Source organism: Salinivibrio sp. ML290 (assembly GCF_001995695.1).
GTDB lineage: Bacteria > Pseudomonadota > Gammaproteobacteria > Enterobacterales > Vibrionaceae > Salinivibrio > Salinivibrio siamensis.
This window is the reverse complement of record NZ_MUEY01000004.1, coordinates 1-22,544: the sequence shown is the minus strand read 5'-3', so window position 1 is coordinate 22,544 and position 22,544 is coordinate 1. Positions and strand designations below refer to the sequence as shown.

Annotated in this window: 20 protein-coding genes and 1 tRNA gene; 12 read left to right on the top strand and 9 right to left on the bottom strand. The window is 51.1% G+C overall.

Features of this window, described 5'->3' with window-relative positions; translation table 11 throughout:
* Positions 1-9: 9 nt before the first annotated feature.
* A complete protein-coding gene (lpxL, locus tag BZG23_RS05340) occupies positions 10-939 on the bottom strand; it encodes an LpxL/LpxP family Kdo(2)-lipid IV(A) lauroyl/palmitoleoyl acyltransferase (RefSeq protein ID WP_046074241.1) in 930 nt (309 codons plus the stop codon).
* 195 nt (positions 940-1,134) lie between these two features.
* On the opposite strand from lpxL, the gene hldE reads away from it, so the two are divergent.
* Complete coding sequence (gene hldE / locus BZG23_RS05335) at positions 1,135-2,562, top strand: bifunctional D-glycero-beta-D-manno-heptose-7-phosphate kinase/D-glycero-beta-D-manno-heptose 1-phosphate adenylyltransferase HldE (protein ID WP_046074240.1); 1,428 nt, start codon at positions 1,135-1,137, stop codon at positions 2,560-2,562.
* A gap of 78 nt (positions 2,563-2,640) precedes the next feature.
* On the opposite strand, the gene tolC is transcribed toward hldE, so the two are convergent.
* Positions 2,641-3,951, bottom strand: coding sequence for an outer membrane channel protein TolC (tolC, locus tag BZG23_RS05330; RefSeq protein WP_077578777.1), 1,311 nt, complete (start codon positions 3,949-3,951; stop codon positions 2,641-2,643).
* Positions 3,952-4,224: 273 nt separating this feature from the next.
* On the opposite strand from tolC, the gene nudF reads away from it, so the two are divergent.
* The 8 genes from nudF (at position 4,225) to idi (ending at position 12,494) form a co-directional block, all read left to right on the top strand.
* Positions 4,225-4,863: an ADP-ribose diphosphatase gene (gene nudF, locus BZG23_RS05325; RefSeq protein ID WP_046074238.1), complete on the top strand. Its 639-nt coding sequence runs from the start codon at positions 4,225-4,227 to the stop codon at positions 4,861-4,863.
* Between the two features lie 13 nt (positions 4,864-4,876).
* Positions 4,877-5,323, top strand: a complete 447-nt coding sequence (locus tag BZG23_RS05320) for a DUF1249 family protein (protein ID WP_077459426.1) — start codon at positions 4,877-4,879, stop codon at positions 5,321-5,323.
* A gap of 22 nt (positions 5,324-5,345) precedes the next feature.
* Complete coding sequence (gene cpdA, locus BZG23_RS05315) at positions 5,346-6,170, top strand: 3',5'-cyclic-AMP phosphodiesterase (RefSeq protein WP_077578776.1); 825 nt, start codon at positions 5,346-5,348, stop codon at positions 6,168-6,170.
* 2 nt (positions 6,171-6,172) lie between these two features.
* Positions 6,173-6,751, top strand: coding sequence for an esterase YqiA (gene yqiA, locus BZG23_RS05310; RefSeq protein ID WP_077606368.1), 579 nt, complete (start codon positions 6,173-6,175; stop codon positions 6,749-6,751).
* Between the two features lie 180 nt (positions 6,752-6,931).
* Positions 6,932-8,824, top strand: coding sequence for a DNA topoisomerase IV subunit B (gene parE / locus BZG23_RS05305; protein ID WP_077606425.1), 1,893 nt, complete (start codon positions 6,932-6,934; stop codon positions 8,822-8,824).
* A gap of 25 nt (positions 8,825-8,849) precedes the next feature.
* Positions 8,850-11,099 (top strand): DNA topoisomerase IV subunit A, encoded by a 2,250-nt coding sequence (gene parC, locus BZG23_RS05300; protein WP_077606367.1) that lies wholly within the window; start codon positions 8,850-8,852, stop codon positions 11,097-11,099.
* 97 nt (positions 11,100-11,196) lie between these two features.
* Entirely contained in the window at positions 11,197-11,931 is a 735-nt protein-coding gene (locus BZG23_RS05295; RefSeq protein ID WP_046074234.1) for a 1-acylglycerol-3-phosphate O-acyltransferase, read from the top strand.
* A 14-nt stretch (positions 11,932-11,945) separates the two neighbouring features.
* A complete protein-coding gene (gene idi / locus BZG23_RS05290; protein WP_077578773.1) occupies positions 11,946-12,494 on the top strand; it encodes an isopentenyl-diphosphate Delta-isomerase in 549 nt (182 codons plus the stop codon).
* A 138-nt stretch (positions 12,495-12,632) separates the two neighbouring features.
* Here the strand turns inward: idi and BZG23_RS05285 are convergent, their stop codons facing one another.
* The 7 genes from BZG23_RS05285 to BZG23_RS05250 all read right to left on the bottom strand — a co-directional run bounded on the left by BZG23_RS05285 (position 12,633) and on the right by BZG23_RS05250 (position 20,013).
* Positions 12,633-13,025, bottom strand: a complete 393-nt coding sequence (locus tag BZG23_RS05285) for a RidA family protein (RefSeq protein WP_046074232.1) — start codon at positions 13,023-13,025, stop codon at positions 12,633-12,635.
* A 68-nt stretch (positions 13,026-13,093) separates the two neighbouring features.
* Positions 13,094-13,582, bottom strand: coding sequence for an arginine repressor (locus BZG23_RS05280; protein ID WP_077578772.1), 489 nt, complete (start codon positions 13,580-13,582; stop codon positions 13,094-13,096).
* A 175-nt stretch (positions 13,583-13,757) separates the two neighbouring features.
* On the bottom strand, positions 13,758-14,762 hold the full coding sequence (gene argF / locus BZG23_RS05275) for an ornithine carbamoyltransferase (RefSeq protein ID WP_046074230.1): 1,005 nt from the start codon (positions 14,760-14,762) through the stop codon (positions 13,758-13,760).
* A gap of 27 nt (positions 14,763-14,789) precedes the next feature.
* Positions 14,790-15,752, bottom strand: coding sequence for a carbamate kinase (gene arcC, locus BZG23_RS05270; protein ID WP_077606366.1), 963 nt, complete (start codon positions 15,750-15,752; stop codon positions 14,790-14,792).
* Positions 15,753-15,808: 56 nt separating this feature from the next.
* Positions 15,809-17,029: an arginine deiminase gene (arcA, locus tag BZG23_RS05265; protein ID WP_046074228.1), complete on the bottom strand. Its 1,221-nt coding sequence runs from the start codon at positions 17,027-17,029 to the stop codon at positions 15,809-15,811.
* Positions 17,030-17,568: 539 nt separating this feature from the next.
* Positions 17,569-19,011 carry a YfcC family protein gene (locus BZG23_RS05255; RefSeq protein WP_046074226.1) on the bottom strand — a complete coding sequence of 481 codons (1,443 nt, stop codon included), beginning with the start codon at positions 19,009-19,011 and terminating at the stop codon, positions 17,569-17,571.
* A gap of 510 nt (positions 19,012-19,521) precedes the next feature.
* On the bottom strand, positions 19,522-20,013 hold the full coding sequence (locus BZG23_RS05250) for an RDD family protein (RefSeq protein ID WP_077578849.1): 492 nt from the start codon (positions 20,011-20,013) through the stop codon (positions 19,522-19,524).
* Positions 20,014-20,230: 217 nt separating this feature from the next.
* On the opposite strand from BZG23_RS05250, the gene BZG23_RS05245 reads away from it, so the two are divergent.
* The 3 genes from BZG23_RS05245 (at position 20,231) to BZG23_RS05235 (ending at position 22,218) form a co-directional block, all read left to right on the top strand.
* Positions 20,231-20,317 (top strand) — tRNA-Leu (locus BZG23_RS05245).
* 158 nt (positions 20,318-20,475) lie between these two features.
* Positions 20,476-21,933 (top strand): aminotransferase-like domain-containing protein, encoded by a 1,458-nt coding sequence (locus tag BZG23_RS05240; RefSeq protein WP_227486529.1) that lies wholly within the window; start codon positions 20,476-20,478, stop codon positions 21,931-21,933.
* 72 nt (positions 21,934-22,005) lie between these two features.
* A complete protein-coding gene (locus BZG23_RS05235) occupies positions 22,006-22,218 on the top strand; it encodes a hypothetical protein (protein WP_046074225.1) in 213 nt (70 codons plus the stop codon).
* Positions 22,219-22,544 lie beyond the last annotated feature (326 nt).

Genomic DNA, 22,544 nt, shown 5'->3' with positions numbered 1-22,544 from the left:
TATTTGGAGCTAGATTCCCTCGTATAAGGAAGGCTCACCCTCTGGGCGGGTTTTAAAGCGCCGATGCAACCACATATATTGCTCTGGGGCGCGTAGGATCAGTCGTTCAACCGCTTGGTTAGTGATCACCGCTGCGGCATGCGCTTCTTTAGGGAAATCCGTTATCGGTGGGTCGATTTTAACGCGGTATTGGCCAAGCCGTCTTTCCCTCACCACAGAAAATGGTACCACGGTGGCGTGGCCGGCATGGGTCAGCAAACTGGTACCTGTGGTGGTACAAGCTTGTTTGACCGCAAACAGTGGTGCGAATGTGGAGCGGCGGCGACCATAATCGTGATCGGGTGCATACCACATTCGATGACCCTCTTTGAGGTAATGGATCATCGACTTAACGTCTTTGCGATCGACGCCAATATTGCGCTTCATCCGGCCGCGGAACTGAAACCAGTCATACACAGGGTTGGTATTGGGGCGATACACCCCCACGCCAGGCGTTTGTTCGCTTAAGCCGCGCGCGCCAATCTCTAAATTTAGAGAGTGCACGGCAATTAAAAGCACCCCTTTGCCTTGTTGTTCAAGCTCAAGCAGGGTGTCTAGCCCCTCAATGGTGACATGCTTGTTGATTCGCCATTTGGGCCAAAACCACGCCATACCAGTCTCGAACAAGGCAAGGCCGGCGTTGGCAAAATTTTCTTTCACCATCGCAGCGCGGTTAGCGGGCGTCATCTCTGGAAAGCACAGCGCTAGGTTACGATCGGCAATTTTAACGCGGCGTTTCATCAGTGTATGCATCAAGTGACCCAAGCTGCGGCCCATATAAAATTGGACGCGATAAGGCAGCCAGCTAGCCAGATACATTAACCCGACGCCGAGCCAGGTATGAAGATAGCGAGGGTGAAGAAACCCAATGCGAAAAGTGGGGGCTGAAAAATCGCTCATAGCGTTAATGACTCATGAAAACCAAACCAGAAAGAGCCGTGAGGCCCGCGCTATTGTAGAGTAAATTCTTGGCGCTGTCCTGCGCGAGTGTGTGCGGTGAGTGTTGAGATTGTGCGCAGCATACGCCTGTGAGCCCCCCATTTAGCCTATGGCTATGCTACTATCGCTCGGTAACGACAGTATTCGGAGATCCAGATGAAACTCAGCCTTCCTGATTATAGCCAAGCCAATGTTCTGGTCGTCGGCGATGTGATGCTCGATCGCTATTGGTATGGACCGACGGGACGCATTTCTCCAGAAGCGCCCGTGCCTGTAGTGAAGATCAATCAAACGGAAGAGCGCCCAGGTGGCGCCGCGAACGTGGCGATGAATATCGCAGCCTTAGGTGGGCATACCCAGCTGATTGGTCTGACCGGGAAGGATGAACAGGCTGATGCGCTCACACAAACCCTCGACTCGCTAAATGTTAACTGTGATTTTGTGGCGCTAGACTCGCATCCCACTATTACTAAGCTTCGGGTAATGAGCCGTAACCAGCAGTTGATTCGTCTGGATTTTGAAGAGGGTTTTGCGGGTGTGGATGTGGCACCCATGCTGGCTAAAGTCGAGGCGGCACTGCCCAAGGCGCAGGCGATGATCTTATCGGACTATGCCAAAGGGGCATTAGCCGAGGTGCAAACATTGATTCAGGCCGCCAAACAAGCGGGTGTCACCACCTTGGTTGACCCTAAAGGCACGGATTTTGAGCGATATCGAGGGGCGAGCTTACTGACGCCAAATATGGCAGAGTTTGAAGCGGTGGCAGGCACAGTGACGGACGATCAAAGCTTGGAAGAAAAAGGCCTGGCGTTGATCAAGCAATACGAGCTTGGTGCGTTGCTGGTCACCCGCAGTGAACATGGGATGACATTGCTGCGCCCTGATGCCGCGCCGCTGAACTTGCCAACGCTTGCCAAAGAAGTGTACGACGTCACAGGGGCGGGGGATACCGTGATATCGGTATTGGCGGCATCATTGGCCGCGGGCAAACCGATAGAGCAAGCCTGTGCGCTGGCTAACGCTGCGGCCGGCGTGGTAGTGGGTAAGTTGGGTACCTCAACCCTCTCTACTATCGAGCTGACCGAAGCGGTACACGGCTCGCACGAGTCTGGTTTTGGCGTAACAACCGAAGCGCAGCTGATTGATGCGGTGCACGTCGCCCAAGGGCGAGGTGAGAAAGTGGTGATGACCAATGGCTGCTTTGATATTTTGCACGCAGGCCATGTGGCGTACCTCAATGAAGCCGCCAAACTGGGCGATCGCCTGATTGTTGCCGTCAACACGGATGCATCAGTCCAAGCGCTGAAAGGGCCTGGCCGTCCGGTCAATCCAACCGATCGACGGATGGCGGTGCTGGCAGGGCTGGGCGCGGTCGATTGGGTGGTTCCTTTTGGAGAAGAAACGCCTGCGCGCCTGATTGGCGAAGTCTTGCCCGATTTGCTCGTTAAAGGCGGTGATTATCAGGTCAACGAGATTGCTGGTGCCGAGGCGGTGCTCGCCAACGGAGGAGAGGTCAAAGTGCTTAATTTTGAAGATGGCTGCTCTACCACAGAAATCATTGAGTCGATTCGGCGTGGTCAATAGCGCCTTGCCCTTTCAACTCATGACAATAAAAAAGGTGCCCGTCGGCACCTTTTTGCATACTAAAGCCTCAAGCGTGAATCACTCTTGCTTAACCAGCCCTTGGTTAATATCGAGCAAGTCTTGCTCAGACAAGGTGCCCATGGCTTGGTGTAAACGTAAACGGCTTAGAATATAGTCGTAGCGCGCATTGGAGAGGTTGCGGTTGGCATCGTAAAGGCGACGCGTAGCATCCAACACATCGACAATGGTACGAGTACCCACTTCAAAACCTGCTTCAGTGGCTTCTAGCGCTGAGCGTGCAGAGACCACGGTTTGCTCATAGGCACGCAGCGCACCAATTGAGGCATTGATGTCGTTATAGAAAGCGCGCACATCTTTTACCGTGCTGCGATATTTGGCTTCCAGGCTTTGTGACGCGGCCACATACTCATGCTGCGCCTTTTCCACATTCGCCGAGGTGCTGCCGCCGGTGAACAGTGGCAAGCTAAAATCGAGGCTGGCAGTGCCTTCGTTGTAATCAACCGAGCCGGGAGTATGCTGATTATCGCTATCCGTCATCCCGTATTGTGCGCTGAAGGTCAGCGTGGGCAGGTGACCGGTTTTGGCCAGCTTAATCTGCTCTTTGGCGGTATCACGGGCAATGCGGTTGGCGAGTAACTCGAGATTTTTCTCTTCGGCGACTTTGACCAGTGCTGCCGGTTGCTGCTGCGGGTTACTGGCACTAAAGCGGTCAGTGTCGAGCACACGCAAGTCATGTGGGGCTTGGCCGGTGATCTCACGCAAGCCCTCATAGCTGTTGGTGAGCGCATTTTCGGCCAAAATTTCATCGGCCAGTACGGCATCGTATTGCGCTTGGGCGTCATGCACATCGGTAATCGCCGAAAGGCCCACTTCAAAACGTTGCTTGGTTTGCTCAAGCTGACGGCCCACGGCCGCTTTTTCTGCCTGAATAAACTCAAGCTTGTCCATGGCGCGCAAGACGTCAAAATAGGCTTGTGCCACGCGCAGCATTAATCCTTGCTGCTGCGCCGCATAGGTCGCATCTAGCTGGCGCGCCTGCATTTCACTGATATCCAGGTTGACCCAGCTATCACGTTTGAAAATCTGTTGGCTTAAGCTGATATCGGCGCTGGTGGTGTCGACGTCACGCTGATCGTCGCTGTCATTGCGGGTAATGGCGTATCCCGCATTTAATGCTATTTGTGGTAGCAAGGTGCCACGAGTGGCATCCACAGCAGAAAACGCTGCGTCGCGCTCGGCGGCCGCTTGATTAAGAGTGGGATCGCTTTGCTTCGCTTGTTGATAAATTTGGGCGAGATCATCGGCAAGGGCTGCACTGCTTACGCTGCCGAGTGCCAAGCTTAACGCCAAAGGGAGCAATTTTTTCATAGATGGAATCCCTGAATCTGTGCGATTAGATAAATAGACGGTCACTAGCTTACCGCAATTATGCTTGCGTGAAACTGACAATTTGTTAGGACATTGAGTGTAAACTATCCAATTTGCAAATGGGACTGAAAAATAGTTGTAACTTTTATCAAAAAAGTTAAGTTTATGGTTTGCTAGAAAGACGCGCGTTGCCGCTCGGCACAGGCCAGTGGGTATAGGCGTGACTCAGCATTTCAATTCGTCAGCTCGTGTCATCGAGGATAAGGAGCCCGCATGTCAGACTATCCGCCTGGACAATTCGATCGCGACGATATTGTGATCGAGGATATTTCTTCGCTTTATCAAGGTTTCTTTTCCATTCAGCGCTATCAGTTTCGTCATCGCTTGTTTGAAGGCGGCTGGAGTGGCTCTGTGGTGCGGGAGTTGTTTGAACGTGGCCATGCGGTGGCTGTTTTACCCTATGATCCCGTACGTGATGAAGTGGTGATGCTTGAGCAAATCCGCGTGGGGGCGATGGCAGCAGGCGCGACACCATGGCAACTCGAAATTGTGGCTGGGATGATAGACAAAGACCAATCCCCCGAGCAGGTTGCCCACCGTGAAGCGCGGGAAGAAGCGGGGCTATTACTGCATCAAATGGAGCGTGTTACCCGTTATTTATCCAGCTCTGGTGGCTGTTCTGAACAGTTGGATGTGTTTGTCGCAATTGTTGATGCCTCGGAAGCGGAAGGCGTGCACGGCCTCGACAGTGAAAATGAAGACATTTTGGTGCATCGATTATCTCGCCAACACGCCTATCAAAAGGTGGTTGATGGTGAGATTGAAAACGCCGCCTCAATCATTGCGTTGCAATGGTTGGAACTCAATGCCAGTCGCTTGCGTCAAAGCTATAATGAACAAAACAGTAAATAGACAGTAGGTGTGTGTGAAAACAGAATATCGTGTCGACTTACCAGCGATGATGCGCTTGTATGAAACCAACTACGCCAAACTTGTCCGTTTGATGCCCAAGCGTGACGAGGTGGGACAGGTGTGTCGATACGATATCCAAGGGCAGGAATATGCTTTGGTCGTGCGTGAGTCAACCCGCTATACCACCTTACTGGATATTGCTCAGTTGAGCCCAGGCGCCGCGCCGGATTACTTACGTGCTAACCTGACAGTGCGCTTGTATCACGATGCACGGGTCGCGGAAGTGTGTACCACGCAGCAGATTTCACGCTTAAAACCACGTTATGATTACCCGAATCCGCGCATGCATCAGCGCGACGAAAAACATCAGGTTAATGCATTTTTATCGGATTGGCTTGGCCACTGCCTACGCCGTGGCGTGGTGGCGTCTGATCCTATGTATAAATCATCGTTAAACTAAACCAGCAAAGGTATTTTCAACGTTGCAGTCTTGCCAGATAGATAACGCCGACGGCGATTGTATTCGTCTTTTGCAAATCACCGACACACACCTGTTCGCGAGTGAGCAGGGTAGCTTGCTGGGTATTAATACGCTTCGCAGCTACCATGCGGTGCTGGATGCCATCAGTGCCACTGACCCGACTTTCGACGCCATTATTGCCACGGGGGATCTGTCTCAAGATCACTCCGCTTTATCGTATCGCCGTTTTGTCGACGGTATCGCCCGGTGGTCACAGCCTTGCTTTTGGCTACCGGGTAATCATGATTATCAGCCAGAAATGAGCGCGGTATTACAGTCAAATACCCTTCGTTCTTGCTCGCAAGTTCTGTTGGGGGAGCATTGGCAAATGGTGCTGCTCGACAGTCAGGTGGCTGGTGTACCGCACGGCGAATTATCACAAGCGCAACTGAACCTTTTGGATACACACTTAAGCGCGCATCCTGAGCGCCATGCATTGGTGTTGCTGCACCATCATCCGTTGGATGCAGGAAGCACTTGGTTGGATCAGCATAAATTGGCAAACCGAGAGGCATTCTGGCAAGTGATGGCGCGTCATCCTCAAGCGAAAATTGTGGTGTGTGGGCATATTCATCAGGCCTTGGATGTGCGTTATCAAGGTGCGCGTGTGATGGCGGCGCCCTCCACCTGTATCCAGTTTATGCCAGACTCACACGACTTTGCGCTCGATAACCAAAATCCAGGTTGGCGCTGGCTTGAGCTGTATGCCGACGGGCGCGTAGAAACGCAAGTGGCGCGTGTAACCGGTCAGCACTTTCGGCCAGACTTCGACTCCAGCGGATATTAATCATGCCATCAGCGTTGCTTTATCTTCATGGCTTCAACAGCTCGCCGCAATCGTTAAAGGCGAGACAGATGCAAGACTATTGCGCCCAGCATCGTCCTGATATTGAGGTGTTGGTGCCACAACTGCCCAGTCACCCTGAGCCCACCGTGCAGTTACTGAATGAACTGATCACGCGCTTTAGCGAAACCCATCAGTTGGGTTTGGTGGGAAGTTCTTTAGGAGGCTTTTTAGCCACCTGGCTGAGTGAGCGTTATCAACTGCCCGCTGTACTGGTTAACCCCGCGGTTCGCCCTTACGAACTCTTGCAAGATTATATTGGGGAACAGGTTAATCCTTACACCCAAGAACGCTACACCCTCGAGGCTGCCGATATCAACGCCTTGCGTGAGATTGATGTGCCGGTCTTATCTCATCCTGAGCAATTTTGGTTATTGCAACAGGAAGGTGATGAAGTGCTGGACTATCGCCAAGCAGTGGCAAAATTCAGTGCCAGTCAACAAACGGTTGAGCCGGGAGGCGATCATAGCTTTGTCGGCTTTGAACGTTACTGTGGGGATATTCTCCAATTTCTTGGTATCTAGCGCGCCATCAGGCTAGAGGCATTGAAACAGAGGCACACAGACGCAAGCTCGTGCTATCTTAGCCGCTACGTCACAGCAGACGGATAGCAGCTCACAGAAACTTGTGGCAATCTGGCGCCGCGCTTGACAAGCGGATCCCCCTTGCTGACCATGTCATCACATTTATTAAGCCAATCGATTATGACAGAACAAAACTATAACGCAGGATCGATAGAAGTCCTCAATGGGCTCGAGCCCGTGCGCCGACGCCCCGGTATGTACACAGATACCAGTCGCCCTAACCATCTTGGGCAGGAAGTCATCGATAACAGTGTCGATGAAGCGTTAGCCGGCCATGCCAGCAAGATTGATGTGATTCTCCATGCCGACCAATCACTGGAAGTGATTGATGATGGTCGTGGTATGCCGGTTGATATTCACCCCGAAGAGGGCGTCTCTGGGGTTGAGCTGATTCTATGCAAACTGCATGCGGGCGGTAAGTTCTCCAACAAAAGCTACCAATTTAGCGGTGGTTTACACGGGGTGGGTATCTCCGTAGTGAATGCGCTGTCTCATCGGGTAGAGATTACCGTTAAGCGCGATGGTCAAGTGTATGATATTGCCTTTGAAAACGGCGACAAAGTACAAGATTTAACCGTAACGGGCACCTGTGGTCGTCGCAACCGTGGCACGCGTGTTCACTTTTGGCCAGATGGCCAATTTTTTGATTCTGACAAGTTTTCACTGGCCCGTCTTAAAACCATCTTAAAAGCCAAGGCAGTCCTGTGCCCGGGACTGACGGTCAATCTCACTGATAAAAACACCGATGAGGCCACATCCTGGTGTTACCAGGATGGGTTGAAAGACTACCTCGCTGACAGTGTCAAAGGTTATGAAGTTCTGCCGGAAACACCTTTTATCGGCGAATTCAGTGGCCAGACTGAAGCCGCGGATTGGGCGGTTATTTGGTTGCCAGAAGGGGGCGAGCTAACGACAGAAAGCTATGTCAACCTGATCCCAACGGCACAAGGTGGCACGCATGTAAATGGCTTGCGCCAAGGGATGCTGGAAGCGATGCGCGAATTCTGTGAGTTCCGTAACCTTCTCCCTCGCGGCGTAAAGCTGACCGCCGATGATATTTGGGAGCGCTGTGCGTACGTGCTGTCGGTTAAGATTCAAGACCCACAGTTTGCGGGGCAAACCAAAGAGCGCTTGTCCTCTCGCCAATGTGCGGCGTTTGTGTCTGGGGTGGTCAAAGATGCCTTTAGCCTGTGGCTGAACGAGCGCCCACACCTTGCTGAGCGTTTGGCGGAAGTGTGTATTGCCAGTGCCCATCGCCGCATGCGTGCCGCGAAAAAGGTGGTGCGTAAGAAAGTGGCATCAGGCCCAGCGCTACCCGGCAAACTCACTGACTGTGCGATGCAAGATTCAAGTCGTACCGAGCTATTTTTGGTCGAGGGGGACTCGGCAGGTGGCTCAGCTAAGCAGGCTCGGGATCGCGAATTTCAAGCGGTGATGCCGCTTCGAGGCAAGATCCTCAATACATGGGAAGTCTCCGCAGACCAAGTATTGGCCTCCCAAGAAGTGCATGATATCTCTGTGGCGCTGGGCATTGATCCTGATTCTGGGGACTTGGGGAATCTTCGTTACGATAAAATCTGCATCCTCGCCGATGCGGACTCCGATGGCTTACATATTGCGACCTTGCTATGTGCACTCTTTATGCAACACTTTAGAGCCTTGGTTCAGGCTGGTCATGTGTATGTGGCAATGCCGCCACTTTACCGCATCGATTGTGGCAAGGAGGTCTTTTATGCCTTGGATGAAGATGAAAAAGCAGGGATCCTTGAGCGTTTGAGCAATAAACGCGGCAAAATCAATGTGCAACGCTTTAAAGGTTTGGGGGAAATGAACCCGTTACAGCTGCGTGAAACCACCATGGATCCCAATACTCGTCGCCTGGTTCAGCTCACTATTGATGATGATGAGCAGACGCAGCAACTGATGGATATGCTGCTGGGTAAAAAACGGGCAGAGGATCGCCGCCATTGGCTGCAGCAAAAAGGCGATATGGCCGAGCTTATCGATATCTAAATCACTATAACGGGATCTTATTCGCATGACAGAGGTGACTTATGATGGGGTAGAGCAACTTGCTCTGCGCCAGTTCACTGAGGACGCATACCTCAATTACTCGATGTACGTCATCATGGATCGCGCACTGCCGTTTATCGGCGATGGCTTAAAGCCAGTGCAGCGCCGGATCATTTACGCGATGTCAGAGCTGGGGCTATCCGCCACGGCAAAATATAAAAAATCGGCGCGTACTGTCGGGGATGTACTGGGTAAATACCATCCTCATGGCGACTCGGCGTGTTACGAGGCCATGGTATTGATGGCTCAGCCGTTTTCCTATCGTTATCCGCTGGTGGATGGTCAGGGTAACTGGGGCGCGCCTGACGATCCTAAATCGTTTGCGGCGATGCGTTACACGGAATCACGCTTATCGCGTTTCTCTGAAGTGTTGCTGCAAGAACTCGGGCAAGGGACGGTTGAATGGGGGCCTAATTTTGATGGCACCATGAAAGAGCCTAAAACCCTGCCGGCACGCTTACCGCATATTCTCCTCAATGGGATCACCGGTATTGCGGTAGGGATGGCAACGGATATTCCGCCACACAATGCGCGTGAGCTTGCCAACGCCTTGGCCGCAATGATCGATAAGCCGAGCTTGGACTTAGACGGTGTACTGGAGCATGTACAGGGACCTGACTACCCTACCGAAGCGGAAGTGATCACGCCGAAGTCAGATTTGAAAAAGCTCTATGCTAGCGGACGGGGCTCTATCAAAATGCGCGCGCTTTGGCATAAAGAAAGCAATGAAATTGTGATTACTGCGCTGCCTCATCAAGTATCGGGCGCTAAGCTGCTAGAGCAAATCGCCAATCAAATGCGGGCGAAAAAGCTGCCGATGGTAGACGATCTCCGTGATGAGTCGGATCATGAAAACCCCACTCGGATTGTGATTGTGCCGCGCTCTAACCGTGTCGATTGTGATCAACTGATGGATCACTTGTTCGCCTCGACCGATCTAGAGAAGAACTACCGCGTTAACCTTAATATGATTGGCCTGGATGGACGCCCACAAGTTAAGGGGTTACATGGCATTTTATCTGAGTGGTTAACGTTCCGCCGCCAGACGGTGAGACGCCGCCTTGAGCACCGGTTAGAAAAAGTCCTCGCCCGCCTGCATATTCTAGAAGGCTTACTGGCCGCTTACCTAAACATTGACGAGGTGATTGAGATCATCCGCAGTGAGGATGAGCCTAAAGCCGAGCTGATTGCACGTTTTGGTTTGAGCGAGAAACAGGCAGAAGCGATCCTGGAGATCAAATTACGCCAGTTAGCCAAGCTTGAGGAAATCAAGATCCGTGGTGAGCAAGATGAATTGAGCAAAGAGCGCGATAAGCTAGAGAAGCTGCTCGGCTCAGATCGTCGCTTAAACACCTTAATCAAAAAAGAAATCCTCGCGGATGCGGAAAAATACGGGGACGACCGCCGTTCCCCGCTGGTTGAGCGAGCGGAGGCCAAAGCGTTAACTGAGCGTGATTTGGTCCCCAGCGAACCCATCACTGTGGTGCTCTCAGATAAAGGGTGGATCCGCCATGCCAAAGGGCATGATGTGGATGCCACTGGCCTTAATTACAAAGCAGGCGACAAGTTCCTCGACGCGGCACCGGGCAAAAGTAACCAACCCGCGGTTTTCCTGGGGTCTGATGGTCGCAGCTATGCCATAGAGTCGCACACCTTGCCATCCGCGCGCAGCCAAGGTGAGCCGATTACCGGGCGAATTAATATCACCCCAGGCTCGTCTATTCGTCATGTATTAATGGCTGATGAGGGGCAGCTCACCTTGGTGGCCTCGGACGCCGGTTATGGTTTTGTGTGCAAGCAAGCGGATATGCTCTCCAAAAACCGCAGCGGTAAAGCCTTATTGACGGTTCCAGATCAAGCCGAAGTGATGCCACCGCGCCAGGTGGGTGATTTGGAAAGCGATTTGATTGTCGCGATTTCCAATGAAGGCCGCATGTTGGTGTTCCCGGTCCATGAGCTTCCGCAACTGAGTAAAGGGAAAGGGAATAAGATCATTAATATTCCTGGCGCACGCGCCAAGTCACGTGAAGAGGTGTTAAGCCAACTGTATGTGGTGCCAGCCAATGCCGGGGTGACCTTGCACGCTGGGAAGCGCAAACTGACCTTAAAACCGGATGATCTCACTCATTATCGTGGCGAGCGAGGTCGACGAGGCAGTATGCTGCCGCGAGGTCTCCAGCGCGTCGATCAAATCGAAATCCTGCCCGAACACTAAGTCGCTACCGCCCCTGAACCCAGGGGCGGTGTGGGTGCATTTTTGCGCTGAATCGGTATACTGACTCGCCTTTCACGCCTGCTCTTTGGAGAGAGAAATGATTTTTGTCGTGCGACTGCTGGCTTTATTGATTGTCGCTGTTTTGCTGTTTGTTTTTGGTGGTTTGTATTGCTTGTTAAGCCCTCGCAACCCTCGTAATTGCTACCATATCAGTAAGTGGTTTGGACGCCTCTCTGGTTTGTTCGGGATTAGCCTTGAACTGCGCTTCGCAGAAGGGGCACCTCGTGAGCCTGGCGCTAGCGTGTGTATCGCCAACCACCAAAGCAATTGGGATATGGTAACCTTATCGAATGCGTTGATGCCTGGCGCGGTCACCGTGGGTAAGAAAAGCCTGTTATGGATCCCCATTTTTGGTCAGCTCTATTGGCTCACGGGCAATGTATTGATTGATCGTGCCAATCGCAGTAAAGCCATGGGAACCATTGCGCAGGTCACAGAGAAAATCCGAGCCAAACAATTGAGCGTATGGTTATTTCCCGAAGGAACACGTTCACGCGGGCGCGGATTATTGCCCTTTAAAACCGGCGCATTTCATGCGGCGATCGGTGCGAACGTCCCCTTGATTCCCATTGTATGTAGCTCCACGCACCACCTAAAAGCGAACCGCTGGAACAACGGCCATGTGATTGTTGAAGTGATGGCGCCAATTTCGTCAACAGGCTACGATAAAGACAATGTCCGTGACCTCGCGAAGCATTGCCACCAGGTGATGAAAAGCAAGCTCGAACAACTTGATGCAGAAGTGGCGGAGCGCAATCAAGGCGTTCGCTAATTGAGGATAGGTTTATGACTTCAACCCAGCGCCACCATGTGGTTTTGGTCTCACCGAGCGGTGAACCTCAAGGGATCGCTGAAAAGTTGGAGGCCCATCAGCAAGGATGGCTGCACATGGCCTTCTCAGTGATGTTGTTTCGTTGCAATGAGCTGGGTGAGCGTGAGTACTTGCTACAGCGTCGCGCGTTCGATAAGTATCATAGTGGTGGATTGTGGACCAATACATGCTGCTCGCACCCCAAACAAGATGAGCCGGTTGCGGCGGCGGCAAAACGGCGCCTGTATGAAGAGTTAGGGATAGCGCGCCCGCTTGATTTTACCATGGGACCTTGGTTTGAATACCGTGCCGAGCTGGATAACGGGTTGATAGAGCATGAATTAGATCAAGTCATCGCCTGTGAAGTCAACCATGTCGACATGATCCCTAACCCAGATGAGGTAGCAGACTGCCGCTGGTGGTCTGAAGATGAAGTCAAGCAGGCGATGGTGGACGCCCCCGAGCGCTTCACCGCTTGGTTTGCTGACGTTTTATCACGTATCGATGTGATGGCGCGCGGTTGATAAGTGTGCGCTATGCCATCACGACATAAAAAAGCGGCGCCTGGAGGCGCCGCTTTTGCATTAGCTCTTCGCTGGAATTAGCTTTTCGCTGGAAGTAGCGTTTCGCTGAAATAGCTTTTCGTTGCCGTCGCTTACCAATTAGGCTTGGCGTACCGCAATCGCTTCAATTTCGATATCAACGTCTTTGGGCAGGCGTGCGACCTCAACGCATGAACGAGCAGGGTAGTTTTCCACACCGTGTTCATCAAAGAACGCACCATACACTTTGTTGACATCCGCAAAGTCTTCCATGTTTTTGACAAACACGGTGAGCTTAACAATATCATTCACTTTAAGCCCAGCAGCTTCTACCACCGCTTTGACGTTGTCGAGAGACTGACGTGTTTGTGCGGTGATTTCAGGAGAGATCTGGCCAGTCACTGGGTTGACGGGGATTTGGCCTGAGGTCAGCACCATGTTGCCAAGGTCAACGCCTTGCGAATACGGACCGATAGCTTCTGGCGCCTGCTCGGTTTGCAGTACTTGGGTCATTGTCTGTTCCTTTGTTATAAAAAGCGACACCTATAGTCTGCAACGGTTAGCTTGCCACGTAAAGCCGTTTACTCAGGGGCAAGGCGGTCTCGAACCACTTGCTCGCAGGCGGCAAGCTCATTGAGCTGGCGTGGTGCGACCAGGACAGTATCGTTCCCGCCTACCGTTCCTAAGATCAAAGGATGTCGGTGCAAGTCGAGTAAGCGAGCGATCAACTGTGCGCCGCCTGGGTGGGTTTTCACTACCACCATGGCTTGGCTACAGGTGATGTCATCGATTTGTGAGCCGACAGAAGACACCGCGTAGACAGGCTCCATATCTCCGCTGAGTGCGTAGACTTTTTGTCCATGCGCATTGGGTACTTTGGCGACCCCGAGCTTGGATAATAGGCGTGAAACGGTCGACTGGCTGACATCAAGATAGCCGAGTTGAACCAATTGCTGGCGAACGGCATCTTGGGTGGTAAAGCTTTGCGTTTGCAGCAGGTGTCGACACGCAGAGAGGATATCGTCCTCCGGAGTGGTCGTTTTTACCGATAGAATTGCATCATTAACCACGGGCAACCCCTTATAATAAACGGCATTTCACGTCAATATCAGCGCATAAAGCTAATAATGCGTGATTCAATCGCATATGCTATCAGTTGCTTTTAAATGAAACTTTGATGGGTGTCACTGGGTGGTGTCAATATTGAGAAGTAGGGCGCCACTCGGCGCCCTCGCTCAGGTGGCGTTAATCGCCAAGGGTGGCGACCATCACCGCTTTGATGGTGTGGAGACGGTTTTCTGCTTCATCAAACACAATTGAGCAGTCTGACTCAAACACATCTTCTGTGACTTCTAGGCCTTTTAACCCATACTTTTCTTCGATTTCTGCCCCCACTGTGGTTTCGTTATTGTGGAAGGCAGGAAGACAGTGCATGAATTTCACGTGCGGGTTGCCAGTGGCTTTCACGACATCCATATTGACTTGATAGGGCTTCATGAGCGCAACGCGTTCATCCCACGCTTCTTTAGACTCACCCATCGACACCCAGACGTCGGTATACAAGAAGTCACAATCTTTCACGCCTTCTTGTACCTCTTCGGTCAGCGTAATGCGTGCGCCGGTTTTTTCGGCGATAGCACGACACTGTGCGACTAGCTCTTCTTCTGGCCAGAATGCTTTCGGAGCCACTAAGCGGATGTCCATCCCCATTTTAGCGGCACCCACCATCAGAGAGTTCCCCATGTTGTTTCGGGCATCGCCTAGGTAAGCAAAGCGCATTTCGTGCAGTTGCTTGCCGCGTCCATGCTCGAGCATGGTCATCAAGTCCGCTAAAATTTGGGTGGGGTGGAACTCTGTGGTTAATCCATTCCAGACAGGTACCCCTGCGAACTCACCCAGCTCTTCCACAATGTCTTGGCCAAAGCCGCGGTATTCAATGCCGTCATACATCCGACCCAATACGCGTGCGGTGTCCTTCATCGACTCCTTATGGCCAATTTGTGACCCCGTTGGGCCGATGTAGCTCACTTGGCCGCCTTGATCAAAAACAGCGGTTTCAAAGGCACAGCGGGTGCGTGTTGACGCTTTTTCAAAGATAAGGGCGATATTTTTGCCTTTTAGACGGGGCGTTTCGTAGCCATTGTATTTCGCTTTTTTCAGCTCAATGGCCATATCGATAAAGTGTTGGATCTCACGAGGAGTGAAGTCCAGTAATTTTAGGAAGTTACGGTTGCGTAGATTAAAAGCCATAGTGGGCAATCCTCTTTGTTATTGGTCTCAGGCCTGTGCAGGGGTAGGCTGGCCGTGAGAAATATTGTTGTTATTGACTGAGTGTGGACGAATACGTGTGCCAGCTTGGCCTGCCAAGATAGCAAGGCCATCTTCGAGGGCGCCAATACCTACTAGCTTGCCGCCTTGGCGAATAAACTCGCAGGAGGCATCGATTTTTGGCCCCATAGAGCCAGCATCGAAGGTATATTGGCTGAGATCATCGGGCGTTGTGTCGGCAAGTGCGCGTTGACTTGGCTCACCATAATCGAGGTAAACCGCTTCGGCATCGGTCAAAATAAGCAGCGCATCGGCATTGATTTGACGGGCGAGGAAGGCGGCAGACATGTCTTTATCAATGACAGCCTCGATGCCTTTTAGCTGGGTCCCTTCTTGGATCACAGGGATACCGCCCCCTCCCGTACAAATCACTAAGTGCCCTTGGTCGATGAGGCTCGCGATAGCGTCGTCTTCGACAATCCCAGTAGGTTGTGGGCTGGGCACAACACGGCGATAATATTGGCCGTCCGGTTTAATATCCCAGCCATACTTTTCGGCCAATTGGGCGGCCTCTTGTTGGTCATATACCGGGCCTATTGGCTTGGTGGGATTCGCAAACGCAGGATCGTTAGGATCGACCGTCATCTGGGTCAGCATGCAAGACACGTGTTGGTCTGGCGCTAAGTTATGCAACTCTTGCATCAGCATATAGCCAATCATGCCTTGGGTTTCTGAACCTAGCACGTCCAAAGGATAAGGTGTCACGGATTTGTATTCGAGCCCCTGCAGGGCCAGTAAACCAACTTGAGGGCCATTACCGTGGACGAGCACCACGTTGTATTGTTCGCCGATAGCCGCAATGGTTTTGGCCGCTTTGGCGATATTGGCACGTTGAATGTCGGCTTCTAAAGGTTCGCCTCGACGAAGCAGGGCGTTGCCTCCGAGTGCCACGACGACAGTGGGTTTTTTCATAGTCTTACTCTCTACAGTCGGTGGGGGCTGAGCCAGGTGCCCAGCCCGCTCGGGGATTAAATGCCATCACGATGAATCGGGCAGCTCATGCAGCGTGCGCCACCGCGGCCGCGACCCAGCTCATCACCCGGAATGGATAGAACAGTGATCCCAGCTTTGTCGTATTTCTCATTGGTATAAGTGTTACGCTCGTAGCCGACGACGACACCTGGGCGCACGGTCAAGACATTGTTGGCGTCATTCCACTGTTCACGTTCCGCTTCGAAGCTATCGCCGCCGGTAGTGATCAGGTTCAGTGGGCCGACATCGAGGGCTTTTTCGATGGCGGTGAGGAAGTAATCTTCTTCGCGTACATTGAGATGGCCGCTACGGTCACCGGTCAGACTCCAGCATTTGATGTCTTTGCGAATCACTTCGGGGTACACCGAGAAAGTATCTTCACGCATATGGGTCATCACGGTATCTAGGTGCATGCAAGAGCGATGTTTTGGCAGCTCCATGGCAATTACTTGCTTGGCTTGTCCATGTTTGAACAGGCTGGACGCGAGGTTTTCCACCCCTTGTGGCGTGGTGCGTTCAGACATGCCAATCAATACCACGCCTTTCCCTAGGACAGTGACATCGCCGCCTTCAATGGTGGCATTGTCGTAGTCGATGTTTTGTGCACCAAAGTAGGTAATAAAGTCGCCGTTCGCAAAGCGAGGATGCCATTTGTAGATCGCACGCAAGTGGTTTGTTTCACGCTTACGCGCCGGTTTGGCCATGGGGTTAATCGACACACCACCATATAACCAGCACGAGGTATCACGTGTGAATAAGTGGTTAGGCAGGGGGTCAATGATAAAGTCCGATGGGGCATGCATCGCTTGTAACATGGAGGTCGTGGTAATCGGTAGCTCGGAGTACGCCAGCCCTCCTAAGAACATTGATGCGAGCTCGTGGTGAGGGAGATCATTGAGATAGCAGCGAATATCGTTCGCAAATGACGGACCAAAGGTATAGTCCGAGATCTTAAGGTTCATTAGCCAGGCTTTGGCTTCGGGTACATCCAGCGTCTCGGCAAGCAGGTTTTGCAGCAATAGCACCTCAACGCCCTGATCGCGCAGTGTTTGAGCGAATTTGTCATGCTCTTCACCCGCACGTTCAACTGACAGAACATCGTCGAAAAGTAAGTCATGACAGTTCGAGGGGGTGAGGTGGGTTAAAGCACGCTCGGGGCGGTGCAACATCACGGTGCGTAATTGACCAATTTCAGAGCCGACATAGAAGTTGTTCATCTTTCTTTCTCCGTATATCTCTGCTTGGCTTTTTATCGGAAGGGAAATAAAAAGTGCAGATTTTTTATTGGGTACAGATTTATTCTAACGCCGTGAGCCGGTTGAACTTGAAGTTAGATCACATTGAAATCATTGCCTCTATTTCGTGGTTTTTACTCTGTGTTAATGGTATTTATGGCGGCATTAAAAAATGGTTTTTAATACTTAGTCACTTTTATTGCGTGCTTAACGATATTATTTTTATGGTGCTAGGTTTTTAGCAGGGTATGTGTATTTTTTATGCCTTTTATGTTTTATTTTTATTTCACCTTATGCGCATTAAATGAATGATTATCTTTAGTGGTATTTATATTTAACAAATGCCGAGCGATTTTTGTTTCTATTTGTGATGACGATCGGTATTAAATCGCTTTGTGTTAATAATGTAATAGAGGTGTGAACGGGGTAGGGAAGTGTGCTGTTATAGCAGGGGACGTGAGAGAAATAAAAAAGCGCACTGCTTGATAGCAATGCGCTCTACGCTTAGTTGATGTCTGATGTTATAACATGACGCCAAGGCTAAGCATGGCCATGATCATAATGGTAAGAATGCCAAGCAACGGCGCGACCCATTTTATCCATTTCGCATAAGGCACGCGGGCAATGGCCAAGCCACCCATCACCACGCCGGAGGTAGGTGTAACGAGATTGACGAGCCCCGAAGCCGATTGATAGGCCGTTACTACCAATTCTCGCCCAACGTTCGCAAAGTCGGCCAATGGCGCCATAATTGGCATGGTGAGCACTGCCAAGCCAGATGAAGAAGGCACCAAGAATGACAGTAACACTTCCAGCCAATACATCACGTTAATAAAGACGAAAGACGACAAACCACTGACTAAACTCTCGGCACTATTAAGGATGGTGTCGGTAATCATGCCTTTATCCATAATCACCACGATCCCGCGGGCAATGCCGATGATTAGCGCCACACCGAGTAGGTCTCTCGCCCCATCAATGAAGCTGGTGGTGATTTCCTCTTCGCTCATGCGTGCAATCAGGCCAATGATGATGGCAGCCCCCAGGAAGACGGCTGAGATCTCTGCCATCCACCAATCAAGAGATGAAACACCATATATCATCACGGCAAAGGCACCGGCAAAGATAGTCAGTATCACTTTGCGTGTGGCCGTAAAATCAAGGCTTTGGTTGTCGTCGTGCTCGCCCAGGAAGTGTTTTTTATTACTTTCATACTGGTCATAAACGATCGATTGGCTCTGATCGGCTTGTACTTTGCGCGCATAGCGCATGACATAGACAACACAAATAAGCCAGCCAATGACTAAGATCGCAAGACGCAGGAGGATACCATCAGTGAAAGGGATCCCTGCGGCATTGGCTGCAATCACAGTGGCGAACGGGTTGATGGTTGAGCCTAACGTACCTATCCCTGCCCCAAGCAGTACCGTCGCCGCTGCGACTACAGGGTCAAAGCGTGCAGCCATCATCACAGGCACAAGTAGCGTATAAAAAGGCAAGGACTCTTCCGCCATGCCATAAATGGTGCCCCCGGCGGCAAATAAGCCCATCAAAATGGGGATCATCCACTCTTCGCGTCCCTCTAGACGCTTGGTGACGCGTTCAATCCCCGCATCAATGGCACCTGTTTTGGTGACCAACCCTAAAAAGCCACCAATGATCAGAATGAACAGCGAGACATCAATGGCGGCCGCTTCATACGTTTGGTGGTTATAAAAACCGTCAATGGGAGCCAGCAGGACATCGACAATGCCTTGAGGGTTACTGTCAACCTGTTCGTAAGTCCCTGAGATAGGAACGTCTCGACCGAGCTCTTCATTATACTCTCGTTCATACTGACCGGCGGGCACCACCCAGCTCAGGGCGGCGACGACGGCGATAAGAATGAATAGAATGGTATAGGCGGACGGGAACTTTAAGTTCGAGAACCAGCCTTTTTTTTCGGGAACACTGTGAGTACTCATACTTTCTCCTCATACCTCTTATTAGCATCTATAGTGCGCTACACGTATTGAGGTAATTCCGTTAATTTCACGTTATTTATTATTTTTATGCCGTGGTACATGGCTTTACATTCATTGTAAAAGTGGTTCCCTTTTCACTTCTTAGTGATATCTCACAAAAGAAGAGGTGGTTAATGGAGCACCAAAAAGGTGAACTCCATAAAACTGAATGTGGTGTTGTTATTTATGCGTAGTTATTATTTTCTCTTTTTGTGTGGCTTGGGTTTTTATTGATTAAATGATGTTGGGCTCGCTTCCTCTACGGTGCTGAAAGCTGAGTTAATGATGAGTTTATGTGCGAGCTTTGATTATTTAGTCAATCAGTCGCTTTACGTGTGATGAATAAAACCTAAAAAATAACGGATTGATGAATAGGTAGAAATCAACCCATTTATTGTCTTATATCAATTTATAACGGTGAGTCGATAGGTAGGAGAGGGCACGCAGCAGGTGCCCAGTCGAGAGAGGTGATTAGTCTTTTTTGTTCTTAGTGGGCTTGGGAAGCACAATCATGTCGCATTCGGCGAAGTGGTCTTGAAATGCACGGTTATTAATGTCGAAAAGAACAACCAGATTCCCGAGGCCAAAGCAGGCAGTGGCCAAACGAATAATGGCTTGAGTGGGACGAATGTTGCTGCCATCGGTATTTTGTAACCTAAGCCGCCACGCGCGCATGCCCAGCGTTTGTCCGGCTTTACACCAAAAGTAGCCATAAAAACCACCGATGACACAGGCCAGATACGCAGTATAAAGTGGATTGACTATCGGGTGATGGGTTAAGAAATCACTGATGTCTTGGTAAGGGGCAATCGACATGCCTAGCACTTGTGCTAGGGCGAGTATTGCCATCATTCCCCCTCCGGCGAGCATGAGCAAAGCCGCCACGACGAGGAGATCATAAAGCCAAGCGGCTAAACGCCGGAAAAAGCCTGCGGTTGGGCAAGCGATAGAAGAAGTTTGCATTTGATTGTTCACACCCCAGTACTCAATTCGGTGCTAGCCTAGCATAGACCGGCAGACAGTGAGTAAGCTTATACCTCGGTTTTGCGATGTCTTTTGGTGACAAATTCAGCACCAATGTGGCTGAATGGCTTGAATTGGTTAAAAATAGTGCGAACGAACGGATTTTTATTTTTATTACTTGCACTCCAAAGGTCGGTACGTATAATTGCCCCCACTTGCCGAGATGGCGGAATTGGTAGACGCAGCGGATTCAAAATCCGCCGCCTTAACGGGTGTGAGGGTTCAAGTCCCTCTCTCGGCACCAAATCCCAAAAAAGCCCCAGTCAAAAGACTGGGGCTTTTTTCGTTGTGGGTAAGGATTAGCGCTGATCAGGTCACACTCCGCTACATTCCATCCCGCCAATTGTTACTTGCCAAGGTATGATCACCGTCTGGGCAATAACAGGGAGTAGCAGTGTGCAAATGCGTTATCGAGACATTGCCAGCTGGATCGAAACACAAATTCAGCAGCGTGTTTGGCAAGTCGGTGATCGGATCCCTTCGGTGAGGGAGATGAGTCGGCTTCAACACGTTAGCCCAATGACGGTAATGAGAGCTTATGAGCAATTAGAAGCCGATGGTTGGGTTGAGGCGCGTCCGCGCTCTGGCTTTTTTGTGCGGCCTCATTATAACAAGCTCGCGGTGGATGCATTGGCACGACCACAAGCGCAATCTCAGTGGCTCGACACCCACCAGGATGTGCTTGATGTGATCAGTGCTAGCCATAAAGGCGCGTACTACCCATTTGGTTCAGCTTTTCCTGATCCTCAGTTATTTCCCATGCAAGCGCTTGGCCGCGCGATGGCGCGAGTGCTGCGTCAATCCTCTCATCCCGATCACTTCACGATTTTACCGCCGGGCGATATCGGCCTACGTCGACAGATTGCACAGCGTTATCTCCGCCAAGGAATTAAAGTCAGTATTGATGAAATCATTATTACTAATGGGGCAATAGAGGCATTGAGTCTGTCTTTAGCGGCAGTGACGAAGCCAGGAGATAAGGTGATTATTGAAGCCCCCGCGTTCTACGGGGTGCTGCAGACACTCGAACGTTTACAGCTTAAAGCCGTTCCCGTCGCGGTTGATCCTGAAACAGGGGTCGATATCCATGCACTGGAGCATGCCTTAGCGTCCCACTCGATCAGTGCGTGTTGGTTGATGAGCAACTTCCATAACCCCACGGGCGCGTCGATACCAGCGCATCGCAGGCCAGATGTGGTCAGCATACTCGCTGCGTATCAAGTGCCATTGATAGAGGATGATGTCTATGGCGAGCTGTTTTTCTCAGAGGCAAGGCCGATGCCGCTTAAAGCCTACGATACGCAGGGTAGTGTGCTGCACTGTGGCTCGTTTTCGAAACAACTCGCACCGGGTTTTCGGGTTGGCTGGATAGCGGCAGGCTGTTATGCGATGCAAATAGAGAAGCGCCAGTCTGTATCGAGTTTGGCAGTCGGCGCACCTAACCAATTGGCGATTGCCGATTATTTAAAGCAAGGTGGGTATGACTCGCACCTACGGCGATTACGCGAAACATTGTCTTCCCGCCATGAGGTGATACGTACAAGGCTAAAAGCACTTTTACCTCCCTCTACGGTGATGAGTCAGCCTACAGGCGGCTATTTTTTGTGGATCATGCTCGATAAGGGCATCGATACGCGCGACCTCTTTCAAGCACTCAGGCCTTATGGCGTGACAATCGCACCGGGTGCACTATTTGCCAGTGACGGACGCTTTAATCACTGCTTTCGACTGAACGTCTCGATTGTGGGAAGGCAAAATGCCGAAGGGGTCAATGATAGTCAGAGCTTGGAGGGGCTCACACAGATTGCGAGCTCGATCTCAGCTTTATCTGTGCACTCAACTGTCACAGCCGAATACTGAACTATCTGTACTAATCTACCGTGCGTCTCCCTCGATAAACTCAACACGTACACAACATTGAGGGGGAAAAGGATGAAATCAGAATTGAGTATGATGGTCGTCGCGATAATCTGCGCGGCTTTATTGATCCTTGGCCATGTCATCATCATAGAGACACTTGCCTATTATACGTGGGCACAATGGACAGCCGGTGCGATACCTTTTGTACTCCTGCTGATGGCGTGGGGCTCTGTACGTTACTGCCGAGCTAAAGAACGCGCGGAAGAAAAACAGCATTCGCACTAAGAGTGATTGAAAATAAGAACGGGTGAAGACCAGCCACTTTCCGTTCTTGCTGACTAAAAAAGCGCCTTTTGTCTACTTTTGTTTGTTTTGTGAACAAACGAGTAGCAAGGCGCATTTTTTTTATGTTTAGGGGTTGCGGGAAAAACTGAGATCTCTATACTGCGCTTCCTGTTGACGGGGCAACGAGACGCAAGTCACGAAATGCCAACCACTCAGTCAACACGCTCTTTAACAATTTGACCTATGCAATCTGTGTGGGCACTCGTTGAGAATAGACAAAAAGATTTATTCGATGAACTGAGTGACCAAACGACAACTTTTACAGT